13 protein-coding genes and 1 riboswitch are annotated in these 18,081 nt (G+C 75.4%); of the genes, 4 read left to right on the forward strand and 9 right to left on the reverse strand.

The window, feature by feature from the left end:
* Positions 1–66 precede the first annotated feature (66 nt).
* Both E0L36_RS03610 and E0L36_RS03615 read right to left on the reverse strand, forming a co-directional pair.
* Positions 67–1,890, reverse strand: coding sequence for an alkaline phosphatase D family protein (locus tag E0L36_RS03610; protein WP_180927382.1), 1,824 nt, complete (start codon positions 1,888–1,890; stop codon positions 67–69).
* A 282-nt stretch (positions 1,891–2,172) separates the two neighbouring features.
* Entirely contained in the window at positions 2,173–2,841 is a 669-nt protein-coding gene (locus tag E0L36_RS03615; protein ID WP_180927383.1) for an HNH endonuclease family protein, read from the reverse strand.
* A gap of 671 nt (positions 2,842–3,512) precedes the next feature.
* On the opposite strand from E0L36_RS03615, the gene E0L36_RS03620 reads away from it, so the two are divergent.
* The 3 genes from E0L36_RS03620 (at position 3,513) to E0L36_RS03630 (ending at position 7,546) form a co-directional block, all read left to right on the forward strand.
* Entirely contained in the window at positions 3,513–4,097 is a 585-nt protein-coding gene (locus tag E0L36_RS03620) for a TMEM165/GDT1 family protein (RefSeq protein WP_180927384.1), read from the forward strand.
* Between the two features lie 317 nt (positions 4,098–4,414).
* On the forward strand, positions 4,415–6,472 hold the full coding sequence (locus E0L36_RS03625) for an MDR family MFS transporter (RefSeq protein WP_308416619.1): 2,058 nt from the start codon (positions 4,415–4,417) through the stop codon (positions 6,470–6,472).
* Positions 6,473–6,886: 414 nt separating this feature from the next.
* Entirely contained in the window at positions 6,887–7,546 is a 660-nt protein-coding gene (locus E0L36_RS03630) for an HAD-IA family hydrolase (protein ID WP_180927385.1), read from the forward strand.
* Positions 7,547–7,729: 183 nt separating this feature from the next.
* Here the strand turns inward: E0L36_RS03630 and E0L36_RS03635 are convergent, their stop codons facing one another.
* Positions 7,730–9,991, reverse strand: coding sequence for a bifunctional glycosyltransferase 87/phosphatase PAP2 family protein (locus E0L36_RS03635; protein ID WP_374705485.1), 2,262 nt, complete (start codon positions 9,989–9,991; stop codon positions 7,730–7,732).
* A gap of 233 nt (positions 9,992–10,224) precedes the next feature.
* Here E0L36_RS03635 and E0L36_RS03640 point away from each other — a divergent pair, with 233 nt between their 5' ends.
* Positions 10,225–10,578, forward strand: a complete 354-nt coding sequence (locus E0L36_RS03640; protein WP_180927386.1) for an antibiotic biosynthesis monooxygenase — start codon at positions 10,225–10,227, stop codon at positions 10,576–10,578.
* A gap of 128 nt (positions 10,579–10,706) precedes the next feature.
* Here the strand turns inward: E0L36_RS03640 and E0L36_RS03645 are convergent, their stop codons facing one another.
* The 6 genes from E0L36_RS03645 to E0L36_RS03670 all read right to left on the reverse strand — a co-directional run bounded on the left by E0L36_RS03645 (position 10,707) and on the right by E0L36_RS03670 (position 17,791).
* The gene (locus E0L36_RS03645) at positions 10,707–11,621 is read right to left on the reverse strand and encodes an ECF transporter S component (protein WP_258015884.1); all 915 of its coding nucleotides are present in this window, start codon (positions 11,619–11,621) and stop codon (positions 10,707–10,709) included.
* Positions 11,618–13,330, reverse strand: a complete 1,713-nt coding sequence (locus E0L36_RS03650) for an ABC transporter ATP-binding protein (protein ID WP_180927387.1) — start codon at positions 13,328–13,330, stop codon at positions 11,618–11,620. Before E0L36_RS03650 ends, E0L36_RS03645 begins: the two co-directional genes overlap by 4 nt.
* Entirely contained in the window at positions 13,327–14,595 is a 1,269-nt protein-coding gene (locus E0L36_RS03655; RefSeq protein WP_258016018.1) for an energy-coupling factor transporter transmembrane protein EcfT, read from the reverse strand. The genes E0L36_RS03650 and E0L36_RS03655 overlap by 4 nt, the downstream gene beginning before the upstream one ends.
* A gap of 130 nt (positions 14,596–14,725) precedes the next feature.
* Positions 14,726–15,391, reverse strand: a complete 666-nt coding sequence (locus E0L36_RS03660; protein WP_374705505.1) for an SCO2322 family protein — start codon at positions 15,389–15,391, stop codon at positions 14,726–14,728.
* A gap of 104 nt (positions 15,392–15,495) precedes the next feature.
* On the reverse strand, positions 15,496–16,851 hold the full coding sequence (locus E0L36_RS03665; protein WP_308416620.1) for a prenyltransferase/squalene oxidase repeat-containing protein: 1,356 nt from the start codon (positions 16,849–16,851) through the stop codon (positions 15,496–15,498).
* 85 nt (positions 16,852–16,936) lie between these two features.
* A riboswitch (cobalamin riboswitch) is annotated at positions 16,937–17,010 on the reverse strand.
* Positions 17,011–17,110: 100 nt separating this feature from the next.
* The gene (locus E0L36_RS03670) at positions 17,111–17,791 is read right to left on the reverse strand and encodes a TetR family transcriptional regulator (protein WP_180927390.1); all 681 of its coding nucleotides are present in this window, start codon (positions 17,789–17,791) and stop codon (positions 17,111–17,113) included.
* Positions 17,792–18,081 lie beyond the last annotated feature (290 nt).

Raw genomic sequence — 18,081 nt, forward strand, 5'->3', positions numbered from 1 at the left:
GGGTGGGGTGCGTTGGCCGCGGCCCATCATGCCCGAAGGGAACACCTCGCTCCGGTGTGCGATTCCTCACGCCCCAGCGGTGCCCCCAGCCCGCTCCCCAGCCGGGGGTCCGGTGAGCTGACGGGTGGACACCCGCTTCAGCCGGGAGCCGCGCGAGAGGGCGGGCGCGGCCCCGGAGGGCGGGACGGCGGCGACCTCGGGGCCGGCGCCCTCTCCGGCGTCTCCGCCCGCTCCGGCGTCGGCGGCCGCGCGTCGGGCGGAGCGGCGGGGCGTGGACAGGGGGCGGGCCTGGTCCAGGGCGAGGTCGGCGGCGCGGCCGCGCAGCGTCAGCGTCATCAGCTGGTTGCCGAACCAGGGGCCGCCGCCCCGCCGCCAGCGGATCGGGGGCCGCTCCACCCGCGCGTGCCGGGTCAGGACGCGGCCGACCCAGCGCCCCACCCGGCTCCAGCCGAAGCGGAATCCGGCGCGCAGCGGGGCGGGGACGCTGTTGTGCGCGGGGGAGCAGGTGAGCTGGAGGACGCGGGCCCGGGGCGGTGGGGCCGTGGATCGCCGGGGGTGGCGGGGCTCCGCGACGTAGGCGTGGTGCACGTCCCCGGAGAGCACGCACACCGTGGCCGGGGCGTCCGGGTGCCCGGCGACCTCCTCGATCATTTCGCTGAGCCGCCGGAACGAGTCGGGGAAGGCCGCCCAGTGCTCCAGGTCGGCGCGCTGACGCAGGGTTTCGCCGAACCGGGCCCAGCGCGGGCCGCGCGCCCCGCCGCAGAGCGCGGTGTTCCACGTCTCGGCGTCGTGGATCAGCGGCGGGAGGAGCCAGGGCAGCGAGGAGCCGATCAGCAGGTGGTCGTAGGAGCCGGGGCCGCCCTCCAGGGCCTGCTCGCGCAGCCAGTGCATCTCCTTGTCGTCGAGCATGGCGCGGCGGTGCTCGGGCAGTACCCGGGCCGCCCGGGTGTCGGCCATCAGCAGCCGGACGCGGCCGAAGTCCCGACGGTAGCTCCAGCGGGCGGTGGTGGGGTCCTGGTCGGCGCGTTCCGCGAACGCGCGGAGGACATCGATGCCGTCCCCGGCCTCGCGGACGGCGTCGAACAGCGGGTCGCGGGCGAGTTCGGCGGGGGTGAGGTTGCCGAGGTGCTGGTAGACCCAGTACGAGGTGAGGCCGCCGAGGATGCGTTCGCGCCACCAGCCGGTGGCCCGGATCTCCCGCTGCCAGGTCTCGCTGGTGTTCCAGTCATCCACCACGTCGTGGTCGTCGAAGATCATCAGGCTGGGGATGGTCGAGAGCAGCCAGCGCACCTCGGGGTCCAGCCAGGATTCCGCGTAGAGCCGGGTGTACTCCGCGTAGTTCGCCACCTGTCCCCAGGGCGGCTGGTCCAGGTCGCGGTGGTGCCCGAGCTGTTCGCGGACGGCGGGCGAGGTCTCGTCGGCGTAGACCTGGTCGCCCAGCAGCAGGAGGACGTCGGGGCGTTCGCCGCCGGAGAGGATCGCCTCGGCGAGCGCGTCGAGTGCGTCGGGGCCGATGCTCGCGTGGTGGCTTCCGGCCGGGCGGGCGGCCCAGCGGCAGGAGCCGAAGGTGACCCGCAGCCCGGGGGCCTGGCCGCCCGGGGCGGTGGCGGGGGTGCGGATGACGCTGGGCGGGAAGGGGGAGCCGCGCGGCGGCCAGACGGGGGCGCCGTCCAGCAGCACCTCGTAGGGGGTGTCCGTCCCGGGTGGCAGCCCGGAGACCGTCACCAGCGCGTAGTGGTGTCCCGCCACACGCCAGGAGGGGGTGTGGCCTCCCGCGTCCGTGCCCGGGCAGCGGATCTCCACCGCGCACGGGGCGTCCGTCTCGACCCAGACGGTCGCGGTGCCCTCGTCGACGTAGCGCAGCAGTGGTCCCAGTAGCAGCGTGGCCATCAGCCTCGAACCTTCCCTCCGTCGTTCCGCACGGTAGGGAACAACGGAGGGAAGGGCCAGCTCCCGGATGGCCGGCCGGATACGGCGGACCCGCCGCCTGGAGGGACGGGCCCACCGTGTGGGGGGATCCGGCCGGGCGCTCCCGGGCCGCGACCGGGGTCGGCCGGTGGTCCGGGGCGCTGTTCGGGAGTGGTCGCTGGGCTCGACGGGTGGGTTCCGGCACCGGTCAGCCGGGACCGGAACCCACCGGGTCCGGCCGGAGAGCGGGCCGGACCGAGGGGATCAGCAGGTGCCGAGCGCCTCGCTGAGCGCGCCCTTCTCCGCGGAGTCCACCGTCATGCCGTACTCGTCCTTCACCCAGATCCACATGCGGGCGTACTCGCAGTGGTAGTCGGACTTCGGCGGCATCCACTCGCCGGGGTCCTTGTCGCCCTTGGACTGGTTCACGTTGTCCGTCACGGCGATCAGCTGGGCGATGTCCAGGTCGTTGGCGAAGCCCTCGCGCTCGTCCTGGGTCCAGTCCGCGGCGCCGGAACGCCACGCCTCGGCGAGCGGGACGACGTGGTCGATGTCCACGTCGGAGGGGTCGGTCCAGGTCTCGCCGTCGTACGGGCTGGGCCAGCTGCCACTGGTCGGGTAGCAGTCGTTGCCCGTCTCGACGCCCTCGCCGTCCCGCTTCAGGACGGCTTCCCGGGTGTTGCAGTTGTCGCCCTGGTCGCTCCAGTGCGGGAACTTGTCGCGGTCGTAGCCGTCCGAGGAGCCCTCCGTCTCCTCGGTGAGGCCGTTGAGCATGGTGGTCGCTTCCTCCGCGCTGGGCGGGGCCGGCGGTTCCGCCTGGGCGGAGGAGGTGCCGGTGATGAACATCAGCGCGCCCGCGACCAGCGCCGCGAGTCCGGCGAACAGTGCCGACCTCCCTCGACGCGCGTAGAGCTTGCGGCGTATGCCCTGCATACGTAACTCCCTGAAGTAAATCCCTCGGTATGAGGCGCTGTTGGCGAACATGCTGCCCCCACCGGGTTTCCGCCCCGCGGGTGACAGGTAACAGACTGGCGACGTGTGCACGTCAGTTCAAGGGTTAGATACCCGGCGCGCGTTCTTCCCATCCGCTTCGCCCCGTCCGAACTCCCCTTCGGCGCCTCACCGTTGGTGGTGTCGACCGGGCGTTCGCCCCGGTGTCGCCCCCGGGCGCGGCCCGCGAGCCGCCGCGCGCCCGCGGGAGCCGGGGGCTCCGCCCGACGCGTCCTTAGGGGACGCTTACGGTGCCCTTAAGCTCCGGCCCACCCCGCCGCCCCGGAACCCGCGCGATCCCGGTTCCCGCGCGGCCCCTGGGCGGGGCCGGACGGCGCGCGTCGCGCGGGGGCGGGGCATCGAGTACAGTCGCCCCCGACTGAAGGGGAGTAGCTCTTCGCCGGACCGTCGACACACTGGTCCCGCACCCCGCCGCGCCACCCCGGGTGGACGCGAGGAGGGGGACCCGGCGCCCGGAGCGTGCCCGCGCGGCACGCCAGCGAGACCTTCGGCCGCGGTGTCCCATCACCGGGTGTGTCCCGGTGCCGACGCCGCCGGGCCGGAGTGTGTCTCGCGTCGGCGCGGCGGCCCCGTCCAGTAAGGGGATCAACCCTGTGCTCAGTCTGACCGTCCTCGCCGTGACCTTCGGCGTCGTCTTCCTCGCGGAACTGCCGGACAAGACGGCGCTCGCCGGGCTGGTGCTCGGCACCCGCTACCGGGCCAGCTACGTGTTCGCGGGGATGGCGGCGGCCTTCCTCGTCCACGTGGCGATCGCCGTGGCCGTCGGCAACGTGCTGACACTGCTGCCGCAGCGCCTCCTCCAGGGCGTGGTCGGCGCGCTCTTCCTGATCGGCGCCGTACTGCTGCTGGTGCGGAAGGACGACGACGAGGGGGAGGAGGTCAGGACCCCGGAGGGGCAGTCCTTCTGGAAGGTCGCCGGGAGCGGCTTCACGCTCATCCTGGTGGCCGAGTGGGGCGACCTGACCCAGATCATGACCGCCAACCTCGCCGCCCGGTACGACGACCCGCTCTCGGTCGGGCTGGGCGCGGTGCTGGCCCTGTGGGCGGTGGCCGGTATCAGCGTCCTCGGGGGCCGCACCCTGATGCGCTTCGTCCCGCTCAAGCTGATCACGCGGGTGGCGGCGCTGCTGATGCTCGTACTCGCCGGGCTCAGCCTGGTGGACGCGCTCACCGGCTGAGCCACCCCGCCCGTTCCGTCACCGTCCGGTGGTGTCCGTCCCTCCGTCGCCGCCCCGTTCCCGCGCCGTGCCGCCCGTTCCGCCACCGTCCGGTGGCGGGATCGGTCCGGGGCGGGATCGGTCCGGCTGGTCGGTCGTTCGTTCGGCTGTCCGTCCGGCCCGTCGTCCGGATGGCCGGGCGCGTCGCCCGGCGGGCGGGGCGCCACCGGGGGAGGGACGTGCGGAGGCCGGGTTCCGGTCCGGCGACGATGATGGGCGTATCGGGCTGAACGTCCGGTATCGCCGTTCGTCTCGCGGCCCAGGAGCGAGGAGGCGTCGTGGCGGAGCAGTCCGCGTCAGCACCGGCCACCGAACCCGGGGACGGCCCGCCCGCCCGGTCCGTGTTGCTCCCGATGGCGGCGCTGCTGCTCGGGCTGCTGCTCGCCGCGCTCGACCAGACCATCGTGGCGACCGCGCTGCCCACCATCGCGAGCGAACTCGGTGGCCTGAACCACCTGTCCTGGGTGGTGACGGCCTACCTGCTCGCCGCCACCTCCGCGACGCCGCTCTGGGGGAAGCTGGGCGACCAGTACGGGCGGAAGAAGCTCTTCCAGCTGGCGATCGTGATCTTCCTGATCGGCTCCGCGCTCTGCGGCGCCGCCCAGGACATGGCGCAGCTGATCGGCTTCCGGGCGCTCCAGGGGCTGGGCGGTGGTGGGCTGATGACGCTCTCCATGGCGATCGTCGGCGACCTGGTCCCGCCCCGGGACCGGGGCAGGTACCAGGGCCTGTTCGGCGCGGTCTTCGGGACGACGAGCGTGCTCGGGCCGCTGCTGGGCGGCTTCTTCACCGAGCAGCTCGACTGGCGCTGGGTCTTCTACGTCAACCTGCCGCTCGGCGTGCTGGCGCTGCTGGTGATCGCGGCGGCGCTGCACATCCCGGTGGGGCCGGTGCGGCACCGCATCGACTACCTGGGCACCTTCCTGATCGCCACGGCCGCCGCCGCGGTGGTGGTGCTCACCTCGCTCGGCGGGACGAGCTGGCCGTGGAACGGCCCGTGGACCTACGGTCTCGCGGCGCTGGCCGCCGTCGCGGTGGTGCTGTTCGTCCGGGTGGAGCGGCGGGCGGAGGAGCCGGTGCTGCCGCTGGAGCTGTTCCGGATCCGGAACGTCACGCTCTGCTCGGTGATCGGTTTCATCGTCGGGTTCGCGATGCTCGGCGCGATGACCTACCTGCCGACCTTCCTCCAGGTGGTGCACGGGGTCTCGCCCACCATGTCCGGCGTGTACATGCTGCCGATGGTGGCCGGGATGTTCTTCTCCTCCACGCTCTCCGGGCAGCTCGCGAGCCGGACCGGGCACTGGCGCGGCTTCCCCCCGCTGGGGACCGCCATCATGGCCGTCGGCCTGGTGCTGCTCTCCGGGATGGACCGGCGCAGCTCGACGCTGGAGATGGGGCTGCGGTTCGCGGTCTTCGGGCTCGGCCTCGGACTGGTGCTCCAGGTGCTGGTGCTGGTCGTGCAGAACGCGGTGGACTACCGGCACCTGGGCGTCGCCACCTCGGCCGCCACCTTCTTCCGGTCCGTGGGCGCGGCCGTCGGGGTCGCGGTCTTCGGCGCGCTGTTCACCGCCCGGCTGGGCGGCGAACTCCGTACCGAGCTGAGCGGGCGGCGGCTGCCCCCGGGCGTCTCCGCCGAGTCCCTCCAGCACGACCCGCGGTCGGTCGGCGCGCTGCCGTCCGCGGTGCGCGTCGGGGTGCTCGACGGGTACGCGTCCGCGATCACGGAGGTGTTCCTCTACGCGGCGCCCGTCGCCGCCCTGGCCTGCGCGCTCTCCCTCTTCCTGCGCAGCGAGCGGCTGCGCGGCACCGTACGGGTGCCGGAGGGCAGCGAGAACCTGCCGCCGAACCCGGTGGAGCGCTCCTCGGCCGACGAGCTGCGGCGCGCGCTGTCCCTGCTGAGCACCCGGGAGGGCAAGCGGGACCTGTACGCGCGGATCGCCGGGCGTGCCGGGCTGGACCTGGCCCCCGCCTCCTGCTGGCTGGTGCTTCGCGCCCACCGGTACGGCTCGGTGGAGCCGGGACGGCTCGCGGAGCGCGCCTCGGTGCCGCGCGAGGTGGTCACCCGGGCGGCCCGGCAGCTGGAGGAGCGGGGGCTGGCGGTCCGGGAGGGGCTGCCGCTGGTGCTGTCTCGGGCGGGGGAGGAGGCCGCCGCCCGGCTGGCCGAGGCGCGGGAGGGCGAGCTGGCCGAGCTGCTCGGCGACTGGTGGACGCCGGACCGGCCGCGTGATCTGACCGAGTTGGTGCGGGAGTTGAACGAGCGGACCGGAGGGGCGGCCGGTGAGTGCCCCTCGGGTGAGCGGAAGGCGGACGGCCGGGGGGTGGACGGCCGGGGGTGAGGCCCCGCCCGCCTGCCCACCCGTCCGGTCCGCCCGGCTCGTCCCCCGGCCCTCCCGGGTGGTCCCGGCCTTCCCGACGCGTCCTCCCGGGTGGTCCCGGCCGTCCGACCGCCCGCCCCGGCCGTGGTGGTCCCGGCCGGGACGAGAGGTCTGTTCCGACCGGTTCCGTTCCCCTCGGTACATTCCCTTCGGCATGTTCCGAACCGGTCTGTTCCAGCCGGGCCCGTGGCGGGGTGGCCCGTGGCGGCGGAGTGGCCCGTGGCGGGATGGGCCGGAACCAGGCGTGGCGTGGAGCGGACTCGTTTTGTAACGTGGAGGAACAAAGTGGTTCCGTCCGTGGTCCGCAGCGTCGCGGACGTCCCTGACCGGCGGACGGAGCCACTTGTGTCATCCCGCTCCCGGAGGTACTCGCAGATGCAGACCGCACCCCTCACCGCCCACGGACTGCTGCTCGACATGGACGGCACCCTCGTCGACTCGGACGCCGTGGTCGCGCGGATCTGGCGGGAGTGGGCGGCGCGGTACGGCTTCGACCAGGACGAGGTGCTGCGCGTCGCGCACGGACGGCAGGGGCACGCCACCATGGCCCACTTCCTGCCCGACCGCCCCCTGGAGCGGCACCTCGCGGAGAACCGGAAGCTGCTGGCCCGGGAGACCGCCGACACCGAGGGTGTGGTTCCCGTCCCCGGCGCCGCCGCCTTCCTCGCGGCGATCGCCCCGCTCCCCCACGCGCTGGTGACCTCGGCGGACCTCGCGTTGGCCACCGCCCGGATGTCCGCCGCCGACCTGCCGATGCCGCGGGCCCGGGTCACCGCGGAGAGCGTGAGCGCGAGCAAGCCCGACCCGGAGGGCTTCCTCAAGGGCGCCGCCGAACTGGGCCACGACCCGGCGGACTGCGTGGTCTTCGAGGACTCCAGGGCGGGGATCGAGGCAGCGCGGGCGGCCGGGTCGCCGGTGGTGGGCGTGGGCCCGCGCGCGGCGGAGTTCGGCCCGACCGCCCACGTCCCGGACCTGCGGGCGGTCCGCGTCGAACGGCTCCCCGGGGACGGCGGCTTCCGCCTGCACCTCGGCTGACCCCGCCCGGGCCCGCCCGCGCCGGACCCGCCCGCGCCGCCGGGCCTCGCCACCGGCCCGCTCCGCACACGACACCGCCCCGGAAGGTGACCTTCCGGGGCGGTGCTCCGTGTGTGGGCCCGGGGACGCGTGGGCTCGGCCCCCGACGCGCCTGCTCGCGGTGGGTGTACGCGCGGGCTGGGCCTATTCCCGGGGCGCGGGGGCCCGGCGACCGCCCTCCGGCGGCTGACCGCCCGCGGACGGGGCGGCCGCGCCCTCCTCCGCGCCGGGCTCCGCCTCGTCCGCCGCCGAACTCCGGCTCTGCCGGGGCACGGTGGCCCGGACGCCCGGCTTCGTCTCGTCCGCCTGCCCGGCGGCCACGGCGGCGCGCGCCGGTTCGGCCGCCGCCGGAGCCGCCTCGCGCCCTTCCTCCTCGGGGTGGTCCCCGCCGGACCCTTCCACCGCCGCGTCCTTCGCCTCCCCGGCGCTCCCCGTGTCCTTCGGGCCGGACGGGCTCCCGGCGCCCTCGGGGGTCTCCGGCTCCTCCGGCGCGTGGCGGTCCTTGGCCCGGGCGATCAGGTGGGCCAGCCAGAAGCCCGTGCCGACGACGATGGCGCCGCCGACCGCGTCCAGCAGGTAGTGGTTGGCGGTGGCCATCACCACGTAGGTGGTCAGCAGGGGGTAGAGGGCGCCGAGCGCCCGGATCCAGCGGCGCCGGGTCACCAGGAAGATGACGACCGCGCACCACAGCGACCAGCCGACGTGCAGCGAGGGCATCGCCGCGTACTGGTTGGAGATCTCGGTCAGCGCGCCGAAGTCCGGGTCCTCCAGGTCCTGCGGGCCGTGCGCGGTGTCGATGTAGCCGAGGCCGGGCATCAGCCGGGGCGGCGCGAGGGGGTAGAAGTAGAAGCCGATCAGCGCGAGCAGGGTCGCGAAGCTGAGCGCGGTGCGCGTCTTCCGGTAGGTGCCCGGCCTGCGCAGGTAGAGCCAGGCCAGCAGGGACAGCGGCACCAGGAAGTGGAAGGTCGTGTAGTAGTAGTTGCACGCCGCTTCCAGCCAGGGGGTGCGTGCCGCCGCCAGGTTGAGGGCGTGCTCCATGTCGATGTGGAGCACCGACTCCCAGCGCAGGATCTGCTCGCCGTGGCCCTCGGCCAGGTCACGTCCGTCCGGGGCGTGCCCGCGCACGTACGAGTAGGCCCAGTACCCGACCCGGATCAGCATCAGTTCCAGCATCAGGTTGGGCCTGCTCAGCGGCCCGGAGGGCAGCGGCCGGTCCCAGGTCTCGGAGGTGCGCGGCATGAACGGGATCACGCAGGCCGTCAGCAGCGCGGCGATCAGCGGCGCGTTCTCGCCCAGCGGGCCCAGCACCGCGATCTTCGGCACCAGCGCGTCGCTGGTCAGCGACATCACCAGGGCCACGAGGACCGGCCACATCAGCCGGTCCCCGCTGCGCTTGCCGACCCGCCCGACGACGGCCAGCAGCACCCACAGCTGCTGGTGCTGCCAGGCGACGGGGGAGGCCGCGATCACGGCGCAGCCGGTGACGGCCGCCGCCAGCAGCGGCTGCTCGTCCCGCGCGTACCGGACGGCGCGGCGCAGCGCCAGCCAGCAGACCCCCACCACCAGCGGCAGGAGCAGCAGGATCTCCAGCGGTCCGCGCAGGCCCGCGCGGAGCAGGACGCCGTGCAGCGACTGGTTGGCCACCGCGTCGGACGGTTCGCCCAGCCCGGTTCCGGCCAGGTGGTGCACCCAGTACGTCCAGGAGTCGCCGGGCAGCGCGGCCCAGGCCACCGCCGTCGCGGCGGCGAAGGAGGCGGCGGTGGCGATCGCCGCCTCGCGCCGCCGGACCAGCCACAGCAGCACCGCGAAGAGCAGCACGGCGGGCTGGAGCGCGGCGCCGAGGCCGGTCAGCACACCGCCCAGCCGCGCCCGGCGCCCCGTCAGCAGCCAGCCGACGAGCACCAGCAGCACCGGCAGCACGCTGGTCTGGCCGAGGTGGAAGGTGTTGCGGACCGGTACCGAGACCGCCAGCAGGGTCAGCGCCACCGGTACGGCGAAGAGCCGGGCCCGGGGGGAGAGCGGGCCGGGCAGCGCCCGCACCGCGACCACCCCGAGCGCCACCACCAGCGCCATGGTCCCGAACGTCCAGGCCACGCCGAGCCCTTGCTCGGCCGCCCGGGTCAGCGGGGTCAGCACCAGACCGGCGAGCGGGGTGCCGGTGAAGGGGGAGACGCCCTCGTAGAGCGAACCCCGTTCCTGGAGGGCGCCGTTGTCGCCCAGCCAGCCCAGCAGGTCCGGCAGCCGTTCGTCCACGGGCTTCCCGAGGATCGCCCGGGCCTGCCGCACGGCGAGCGCGCCCGCGAGAAGCCAGAGGCCGGCCAGTGCCAGGCCCGTGCGAGATCCGAGGTGCCGCAGGAGTGTGCCGGGCCGCTGAGGGCTCCGCTCCGCCGTCGTTTCCGCCGCCACGCCCCGTTGTCTCCTGTCGTTCTTCCGCGAGGATCACCGTCCGGGCACCGAGGGGTGGCCCGAGGGTCAGACGCGAGCAACTTACTCGCTGCCTGACATACTCCCGGTGTCTTTGGGCGAGTGTGCGCGAGGGGTCTCCCGGCGACCGGTCATGAACGGTAATGCCGCGTGTGAGACAGGGTCAGCGCCGGGACCGGTCCGCGTCTCGGACGAGCGTACGGCACGATGGACGCATGAGCGTAGTGAAGATCAATGCCCTGACGGTGCCGGAGGAGCAGCGGGAGACGCTGGAGCGGCGTTTCGCGGCCCGCGCCGGTTCCGTGGAGAACTCCGACGGTTTCGAGTGGTTCGAACTGCTCCGTCCGCTGGAGGGAACCGACCAGTACCTCGTCTACACCCGCTGGCGGAGCGAGGCCGACTTCCAGGCGTGGATGGAGGGCCCGATGAAGGCGGCGCACCAGGGCGGCGGTTCGGGCGGCGGCGCGCGGGACGGTGAGCGGGGTGGGAAGGAGTCCCGGCCCGCGGCCACCGGTTCGACGCTGTGGTCCTTCGAGGTGGTGCAGCAGGCGGCGCCGAAGGGCGCCTGAGAGCCCGCGTCTCCCCGTTCCGGGCTCGGACGTTCGGGACCTCGGGGCCGGAGGTTCCGTACCTCGGGCCCGGACGTTCCGGCCTCCCGGGCCCGGGTTCGCCGGACGGCGGTGGCCCGCCGCTGTGTTCAGCGCCCCGGCGGGCGGGGCGGTGCCGGGGGACCGGCGGCCGGTGACCCGGGCGGCCCGACGGCGGGTGTGGTGGGGAGCGGTGTGACGGGGGGCGGTTCGAAGCCCACCGGGGCCTCGAAGGCGGCCCGGCGGGTCGCCCGGCGCAGCGCCCGCAGGACGGTGCCGCCCAGCGTGAGGGTCAGCACCACGGTGAGGACGGCGCGCGGTACGTCCCAGCCCAGCGAGGTGGCGAGGACGTACGCCAGGTAGCGGGCGAGGTTGTCGGTCAGCGGGTCGCCGGGGACGAAGGAGATGCCGGAGCCGAGCCCCGCGATGTACGGCCAGCCGTGCAGGTTCATCACGAGCCCGTAGAGCAGCGCCGAGACCGCCCCGTACCCGGCGAGGAGCAGCAGCTCGCGGCGTCCGCGCAGGGTGTGGGCGCCCGGGAGGAGCCCGGCGCCCATCGTCACCCAGCCCATGCTCAGCATCTGGAACGGCATCCACGGGCCCACGCCGCCGGTGAGCAGCGCGGCGGCGAACATGGAGAGCGCCCCCAGCACGAAGCCGAAGCCCGGCCCCAGCACCCTGCCGGACAGCACCATCAGGAAGAACATCGGCTCCAGTCCGGCCGTTCCGGCGCCGAGCGGACGGAGCGCGGCGCCCGCCGCGGCCAGCACCCCGAGCATCGCGATGGCCTTGGCGTCCAGGCCGGTGTCGGCGATGGTCGCCAGCACCACGGCCAGCAACAGCGGGAGCAGGGCGGCGAAGAGCCAGGGCGCGTCACCGGAGTGCGCGAGTCCGGAGGTGGAGTCGGCGAGCAGCGGCCAGCCGAAGGCGGCGACGCCCGCCGCGCTGGTCAGCGCCAGCGCGAGGACGGAGCGCGGGCCGAGCCGGATGGCACGGGGGCGGCGTCCCGCGCGCTCGCCGCTCATCGGGGCACCTCCGGATCGCCCGGGGCGCCCCGGGCGGGGCGGGATTCCAGCGCGGCCCGTACCTGGGCGACCGTCAGCCAGGGCTGGGGCGCGAGCACCTTGGCGGTTTGCGGGGCGAAGGCGGGGGAGGAGGTGACGACCTCGGCGGTCGGCCCGTCCGCGACGATCTCGCCCTGCGCGAGGATGACGACGCGGTGCGCGAGTTCGGCGGCCAGCTCCACGTCGTGTGTGGCCAGGACGATCGCGTGGCCCGCCGCCGCCAGCCCGCGCACCACCTGGACCAGGCGGGACTTGGCTGCGTAGTCCAGCCCCCGGGTGGGTTCGTCGAGGAGGATCAGCGGCGGGCGCGCGGTGAGCACCACCGCGAGGGCGAGCGCGAGGCGCTGTCCCTCGGAGAGGTCACGGGGGTGCGCCTCGCCCGGTACACCGGGCAGCAGTTCGGTGACGAGCGCGCGGCAGCTGCCCGGTTCGGCCTCCGCGTCCGCGTCGGCGGCGGCGCACTCCGCCTCGACGGTGTCCGCGTACAGCAGGTCGCGCGGGTCCTGGGGGACCAGCGCGGCCCGCCGCAGCAGTTCGCGGGGCGGGGTGCGGTGGGGTGCGGCGCCTCCGGCGGTGACGCTGCCGAGGGTCGGTTCGAGCAGTCCGACGAGCGAGTTGAGCAGCGTGGACTTGCCCGCGCCGTTCCGGCCCATCAGCGCCACCGTCTCCCCGGCCCGGAGGGTCAGGTCGATCTCGTGCAGCACGGTGAGCCGGTTCCGGCGCAGCGTCATCCCGGTGACCTGGGCCGGTGGCCCGGAGCGGACCGAACCGGAGCCGACCGCACCGGTGGCGTCCGGGGTGGTGGCGTCGGTGGTGGTGGCGTCGGCCGCGTGCCGGGCCGACTCCGGTGCCCGGGTGTCGAGTTCGGCCCGCAGGGGGGCGGCCTCCCGGCGCGCGTCGCGTACCGAGAGGGGGAGCGGCGACCAGCGGGCGAGGCGGCCGAGCGCCACCACCGGCGGGTACACCGGGGAGACCGCCATCAGCTCGGCGGGGCCGCCCAGCCGGGCCGGCGCGCCCGGTTCGGGGAGGAGCAGCAGCCGGTCGGCGTACTGGACGACCCGCTCCAGCCGGTGTTCGGCCATCAGCACCGTCGTGCCCAGGTCGTGGACGAGGCGCTGGAGGACGGCCAGCACCTCCTCGGCGGCGGCCGGGTCCAGCGCGGAGGTCGGCTCGTCCAGCACCAGGACCCGGGGGTGCGGGGTGAGGACGGACCCGATGGCGACGCGCTGCTGCTGACCGCCGGAGAGGGTGGCGATGGGCCGGTCGCGCAGTTCGCCGAGGCCGAGGAGGTCCAGCGTCTCCTCCACCCGGCGCCGCATCGTGCCTGGTGGCAGGCCCAGCGACTCCATGCCGTAGGCGAGTTCGTCCTCGACGGTGTCGGTCACGAAGTGCGCGCGGGGGTCCTGCCCCACGCTGCCCACCACGTCGGCCAGGTCCCGGGGCCGGTGCTCGCGGGTGTCCCGTCCGGCGACGGTGACGCGGCCGCGCAGCGTGCCGCCGGTGAAGTGCGGCACCAGCCCGGACACCGTGCCCAGCAGCGTGGACTTGCCCACGCCGGACGGGCCGACCAGCAGGCACAGCTCCCCCTCGGGGACGGTCAGGTCCGTGGAGTGCAGCGCGGGCCGGGCCGCGCCCTCGTACTGGACGGAGACCTGCTCGAAGCGGATCACGGGCGACGCTCCTCCTCGTGCGGTGCGGCGGGCGGCGGGTACTCCGACGGGCGGTAGCCGGGCCGCAGCCGGACGAGCGTGGCCCGGGAGGCCGCCGCCGGGACCCGCCCGGTCCGGGGGCCCGGGCCGTCCCGGACCGACTCCCCGGCGGTGGCCGTAACGGGGTCCCCGGCGGCCGGGACGTTCCGGGCCGGGAGCGGCGCGACGACGGCGGGCAGCAGCCCGAGCAGGGTGGCCGCCGCGACGGGCAGTGGCAGGGCGGGGGCGGCGAGCGGCATCGTCGGCGGGTGCAGGGCGTTCGGGAAGGCGCCCGCCGCCCAGATCATCAGCGCCGCCACCGCGCAGCCCGAGGCGGACACCAGCCAGGCCCGGGCGCCCCAGCGCTCGGGCCGGTAGCGGCTGCGCACCGCGCGCCGTCCGCCGAGCCAGAGTCCGCCCAGCGCGAGTGCCGCGCCTCCGGCGAGCACCGGCAGGCCCAGGGGCGCCGCGTCCGCCGTCAGCAGCCCGTAGGTTCCGGCGCACACCGCGAGCAGGCCGCTGACCAGCAGCGCGGCGGTGAGGTGGCGCAGCCGCCGGGGCACGGCGGCGGTGCGCCCGTACCCCCGCGCGTCCATCGCGGCGGCCAGCGCGACGGAGCGCTCCAACGCGCCCTCCAGGACCGGCAGTCCGACCTGGAGGACCGAGCGGACGCCCCGGTCGGCCCGGCCCCGCAGACGGCGGGCGGCCCGCAGCCGCCGCACGTCCGCGACCAGGTTCGGCGCGAAGGTCATCGCGACGACCACGGCGACCCCCGCCTCGTAGAGCGCGCCGGGCAGCGCCTTCAGCAGCCGGGCCGGGTTGGCCAGCGCGTTCGCTGCCCCCACGCAGATCAGCAGGGTGGCCAGCTTCAGCCCGTCGTACAGCGCGAAGAGCAGCCCCTCGGCGGTGACCCGCCCCCCGAGGCGGACGCCCCGCGCCCACTCCGGCAGCGGAACCTCGGGCAGGGTCACCAGCACGTGCGTGCCGGGAATGGGGGAGCCCAGGAAGAACGCGAAGACCAGCCGGATCGCGAGGACGACCAGGCCCAGCTTGAGGAACGCGCCGTACGAGCGGGCCCAGGGCGCGTCGCTGCCGCGCGCCGCCACCACGTACCCGGCGACCGCGACGAGCAGCGCCAGCACCAGCGGGTTGGTGGTGCGGGAGGCCGCGGTGGCCAGGCCCAGCGCCCACAGCCACCAGGCTCCCGGGTGCAGGGCGGTGGCGCGGGTGGCGCGGGGCGCGCCCAGCCGCTCCAGCGGGCGCCGCGCCTCCCCGCCCCCGGAACGGCGGGCGGGGTCCGCGCGGCGACGCGGCGCGGGCCGCTCCCGGGGCAGCCGGGCGGAGCCCGCCTCCGGGCGGGTGGCGCGGTTCATCGGACTACCCCCGGCGGCGGCGGATCTGCCAGGCGGCGCCCGCGCCGAGCGCGGCGACGCCCACGGCGCCCGCGGTGATCCCCACCCACGAGGGGAGGCCGTCGGAGTCGCCCGGCTCGTCGGCGGCGTCCGCCTCGTCCGCCCCGGAGCCGTCACCGGCGGGCTCGCCGCAGCCGCGCCCGGGGTAGCCGTCGATGGCGCACAGCAGCGAACCGGAGTCGTACCGCAGCCCCTTGGTGACCTTCGCGAGCGCGTCCGCGGCGCTGGCGTCGGCGTCGACGGCGGCGCAGGCCGAACGGGGCGCGGGCGGCGTCTCGCCGCGCGGGGCGTCGTCCTTGGTCCCGAAGTCGAGGTGCACCAGCACGCGTTTGCCGCCGTCGGGCCGGTCGGTGTCACCGCAGGTCGCGGCGAAGGTGGGGGCGCGTCGCGGCTCCTTGGCGTCGCGGGAGTCCTCGCTGACCGCGAAGCGGAAGGCGACGGTGTCCCCCTCGCCGGGGCGCAGGGTGGCGGGCCCCTGGGTGGCGTAGCGCCAGGTGTCGTCGGAGCGCTCCCAGAACGACCAGTACCGGTACTGCTCCGCGGCGGCCGCCCGCGTGGCGGTGGGGGCGGCGGCCCGGTCGGCCGAGTGGCTCGCGGCGAGCGCGCCGGGCGCGAGGGCCAGCCCGGACACGAGGGCCCCGGCGAGTACCGCGAGCCCGGCGAGCCCCGCGCCGCCGCTGACCGCGCCCGCGCGGAGCCGCCGGGCGGGACGGGCCCGCCCGGTGGGGTCCGCGGTCACAGTCCCTGGCGCTTCCTGCGGCCGCTCATGAGGAAACCGATCCCCGCCCCGGCCGCCAGTCCGGCGCCGACCAGCGACCAGGTGGCGACTGCGCTGCTGCCGCCGTCCCCGTCGCCGTCCCCGTCGTCCGATCCGGCGGCGGGCATCGCGGCGGGCTCCGGTCCGGTGGCGTTCAGCCGCTTCAGCAGGGCGACGTCGCCCAGTTCGGCGGCGTCACCGCCGGTCGCGTGCGTCGCGAGCATCACCGCGGCGATCGAGCCGGGGTCGTTCTTGGCCTTCTTCCAGTCGGGGAGGCTCTTCTCCAGCCACCTCAGCGAGGTGCGGGCCTCGTCCCGCTGGCCCCCGGCGGCCAGCGCGATCACCGCGTAGGCGGTGGTGACGTGGTCGGGCTGCTTCTCGGCGCCCGGCATCGCGGAGCGGAGGTGGCCGTCGTTGGCGTCCAGTACCCCGGTGAGGTAGGCCGCGCCGGCCGAGGAGGCGGTCCTCGGGGTGCGCTTCCCGGTCTCCTCGCCGTCCTCGCAGGCCAGTGGCTTCGGCTCGGAGGAGCCCTCGCCGTCGGCCGGTTCGGTCAGCAGGCCCTTGCCGAGTGTGGCGAGCACCGCCGCCGTGCTGGCGTAGTCGTTCGGGGCGAGATCGCCCGTCTTCTTGTCGGGCTGGTAGGCGAAGGCCCCGCGCTCCGGCTTCTTCGCGTCACAGCCGAGCTGGAGGGAGAGCAGTGCCGCGTAGGGGTCCTTGCCGTCCTTCACCACCTCGCGCGGCTTCTCCCCGGCGGCGGTGAGCGCGCCGACGACCACCGCGACGGAGTTCGCGTCCGAGGGCTGGCCGGGGTTGAAGCCCCAGCCGCCGTCCTTGTTCTGCACGGAGGTCAGCCAGTCCACGGACTTCGCGACCGCGTCGCTCCGCCCGCCCACCGCGGCGAGCGCCTGGACGGCCAGCGCCGTGGCGTTCGTGTCGGACGGGGTCTTCTTCTGGTCCTCCGCGTCGCACGGGCGCTCCGGGTCCGCGCGGTACGCGGTGAACGAGCCGTCGTCGCACTGCTGCCCGGCGAGCCAGTCCACGGCCTCCTTGGCCGGGGTGGCCCCGGACGCCTCCTGGGCCAGCAGCGTCAGGGACTGCCGCCAGACCCCGTCGAACGTCGGGTCGCTCTTCCCGTACAGCCCCTCGGGGAGCTTCGACGGCTTCCCGGGTGAGGGGGAGCCGTCGGCGTGGGCGACGGGGGCAACGGCGGCGCTGAGCACGGCGGAGGCCGCGAGGGCCGCCGCACTGCGGCGCAGGAACATCTCGGGTGCCTTTCGGTGAGCGGTCAGCAGCCGCGCACGGCCGCCCACCCCGCGGAACGCCGCGCGATGCACACCGGGCCCGGCTCCGTATACCTCGACGGTGCCGACGGCGGTACCCCGTGCGGGAGGTTCCGGCCGTCCGAGCCTGCCTCTGTCCGGGTGCTCCGGCTCGCCGCCCTTCCGGGCCAGCTCACGGTTGCGGGTCAGCGCCGGATTCGCACCGGCTTTCCCCGAACGGAGGCACTGACTACCCGGCCACTGTAGCGGGAGGGGCGTACGCGGGACGCACCGCACCGGAAGCGGCGCCTCCCCGGCGCCGCGCGCGCCGGGCTCACCCGCCGTCCGTCTCCGCCCGGTTCGTCCCGGGTGCCCCGGTGCTGGCTCCAGCGCTGGTCCGGGTTCCGGCCCCGGGGTCCGGGAGCGTGGTGACCAGTTGGCAGACCGTCTCGACGTCGACCCGCACCCGCTCGATCGAGGCGCGGCCGGAGAGCCAGGTGATCAGCGCCGACAGCCAGGTGTGCTCGATGACCCGCACCACCGACAGCGTCCGTGGATCGGGTGGGACGTCCCGGCCGACGGCCTCCAGGATGATCGCCGTCGTCAGCCGGGAGACCTCGTCCACCTCGGCGCTGACCGAGTGGTCGGCGAAGGTGAGGGCGCGCACCATGGCGTCGGCGAGCTGGGGTTCGTGCCGCAGCCCGCGGAAGGCGCGCATCAGCGTCTTGGCGACCCGGTCGGCCGGGTCCGGCTCGGTGGGCGGATGCTCGTCCAGCGTCTCCCGCATCCGCTGGAGCTGGTCGCGCATGGTGGCGACCAACAGGTGGATCTTGGACGGGAAGTAGCGGTACAGGGTGCCGAGCGCCACCCCCGAGACCTCCGCCACCTCCCGCATCTGCACCGCGTCGAACCCGCCGCGCCGGGCCAGCTCCGCGCTGGCCCCCAGGATGCGGCGGCGGCGCGCCTCCTGGCGCTCGGTCAGCGCCGAGGCGGACGGCCTGGCCCGCGTCGTCATGTCTCCCACCCTCCGTGCTGCCTTCCGTGTGCCTCGTCGTTCCTGGGGCTCACCGGGTCCTCCGTGGCTGCGGGCCTCCGGGTTCCCCGGCGTCCACGGCTCCCCGGCGGGTCCGCGTGGTCCCGGCGGGCCGGGCGCGGTGCGGTGCGCGCTGGTCGGCGCCGGGTGGCGGGAATCACCCGGACCGGTCGTTCGCCGGAAGTGACCGGCCGGTAGATTCATAGCGCGCGGGGTGTGCGGAACCCCGTGGGAAGGCGAATCCTGAAACTTGTTCTAGGTTAGCGCGGGCG

The organism is Streptomyces sp. AJS327 (genome assembly GCF_013450295.1).
In the GTDB taxonomy this organism is placed as follows: domain Bacteria; phylum Actinomycetota; class Actinomycetes; order Streptomycetales; family Streptomycetaceae; genus Streptomyces.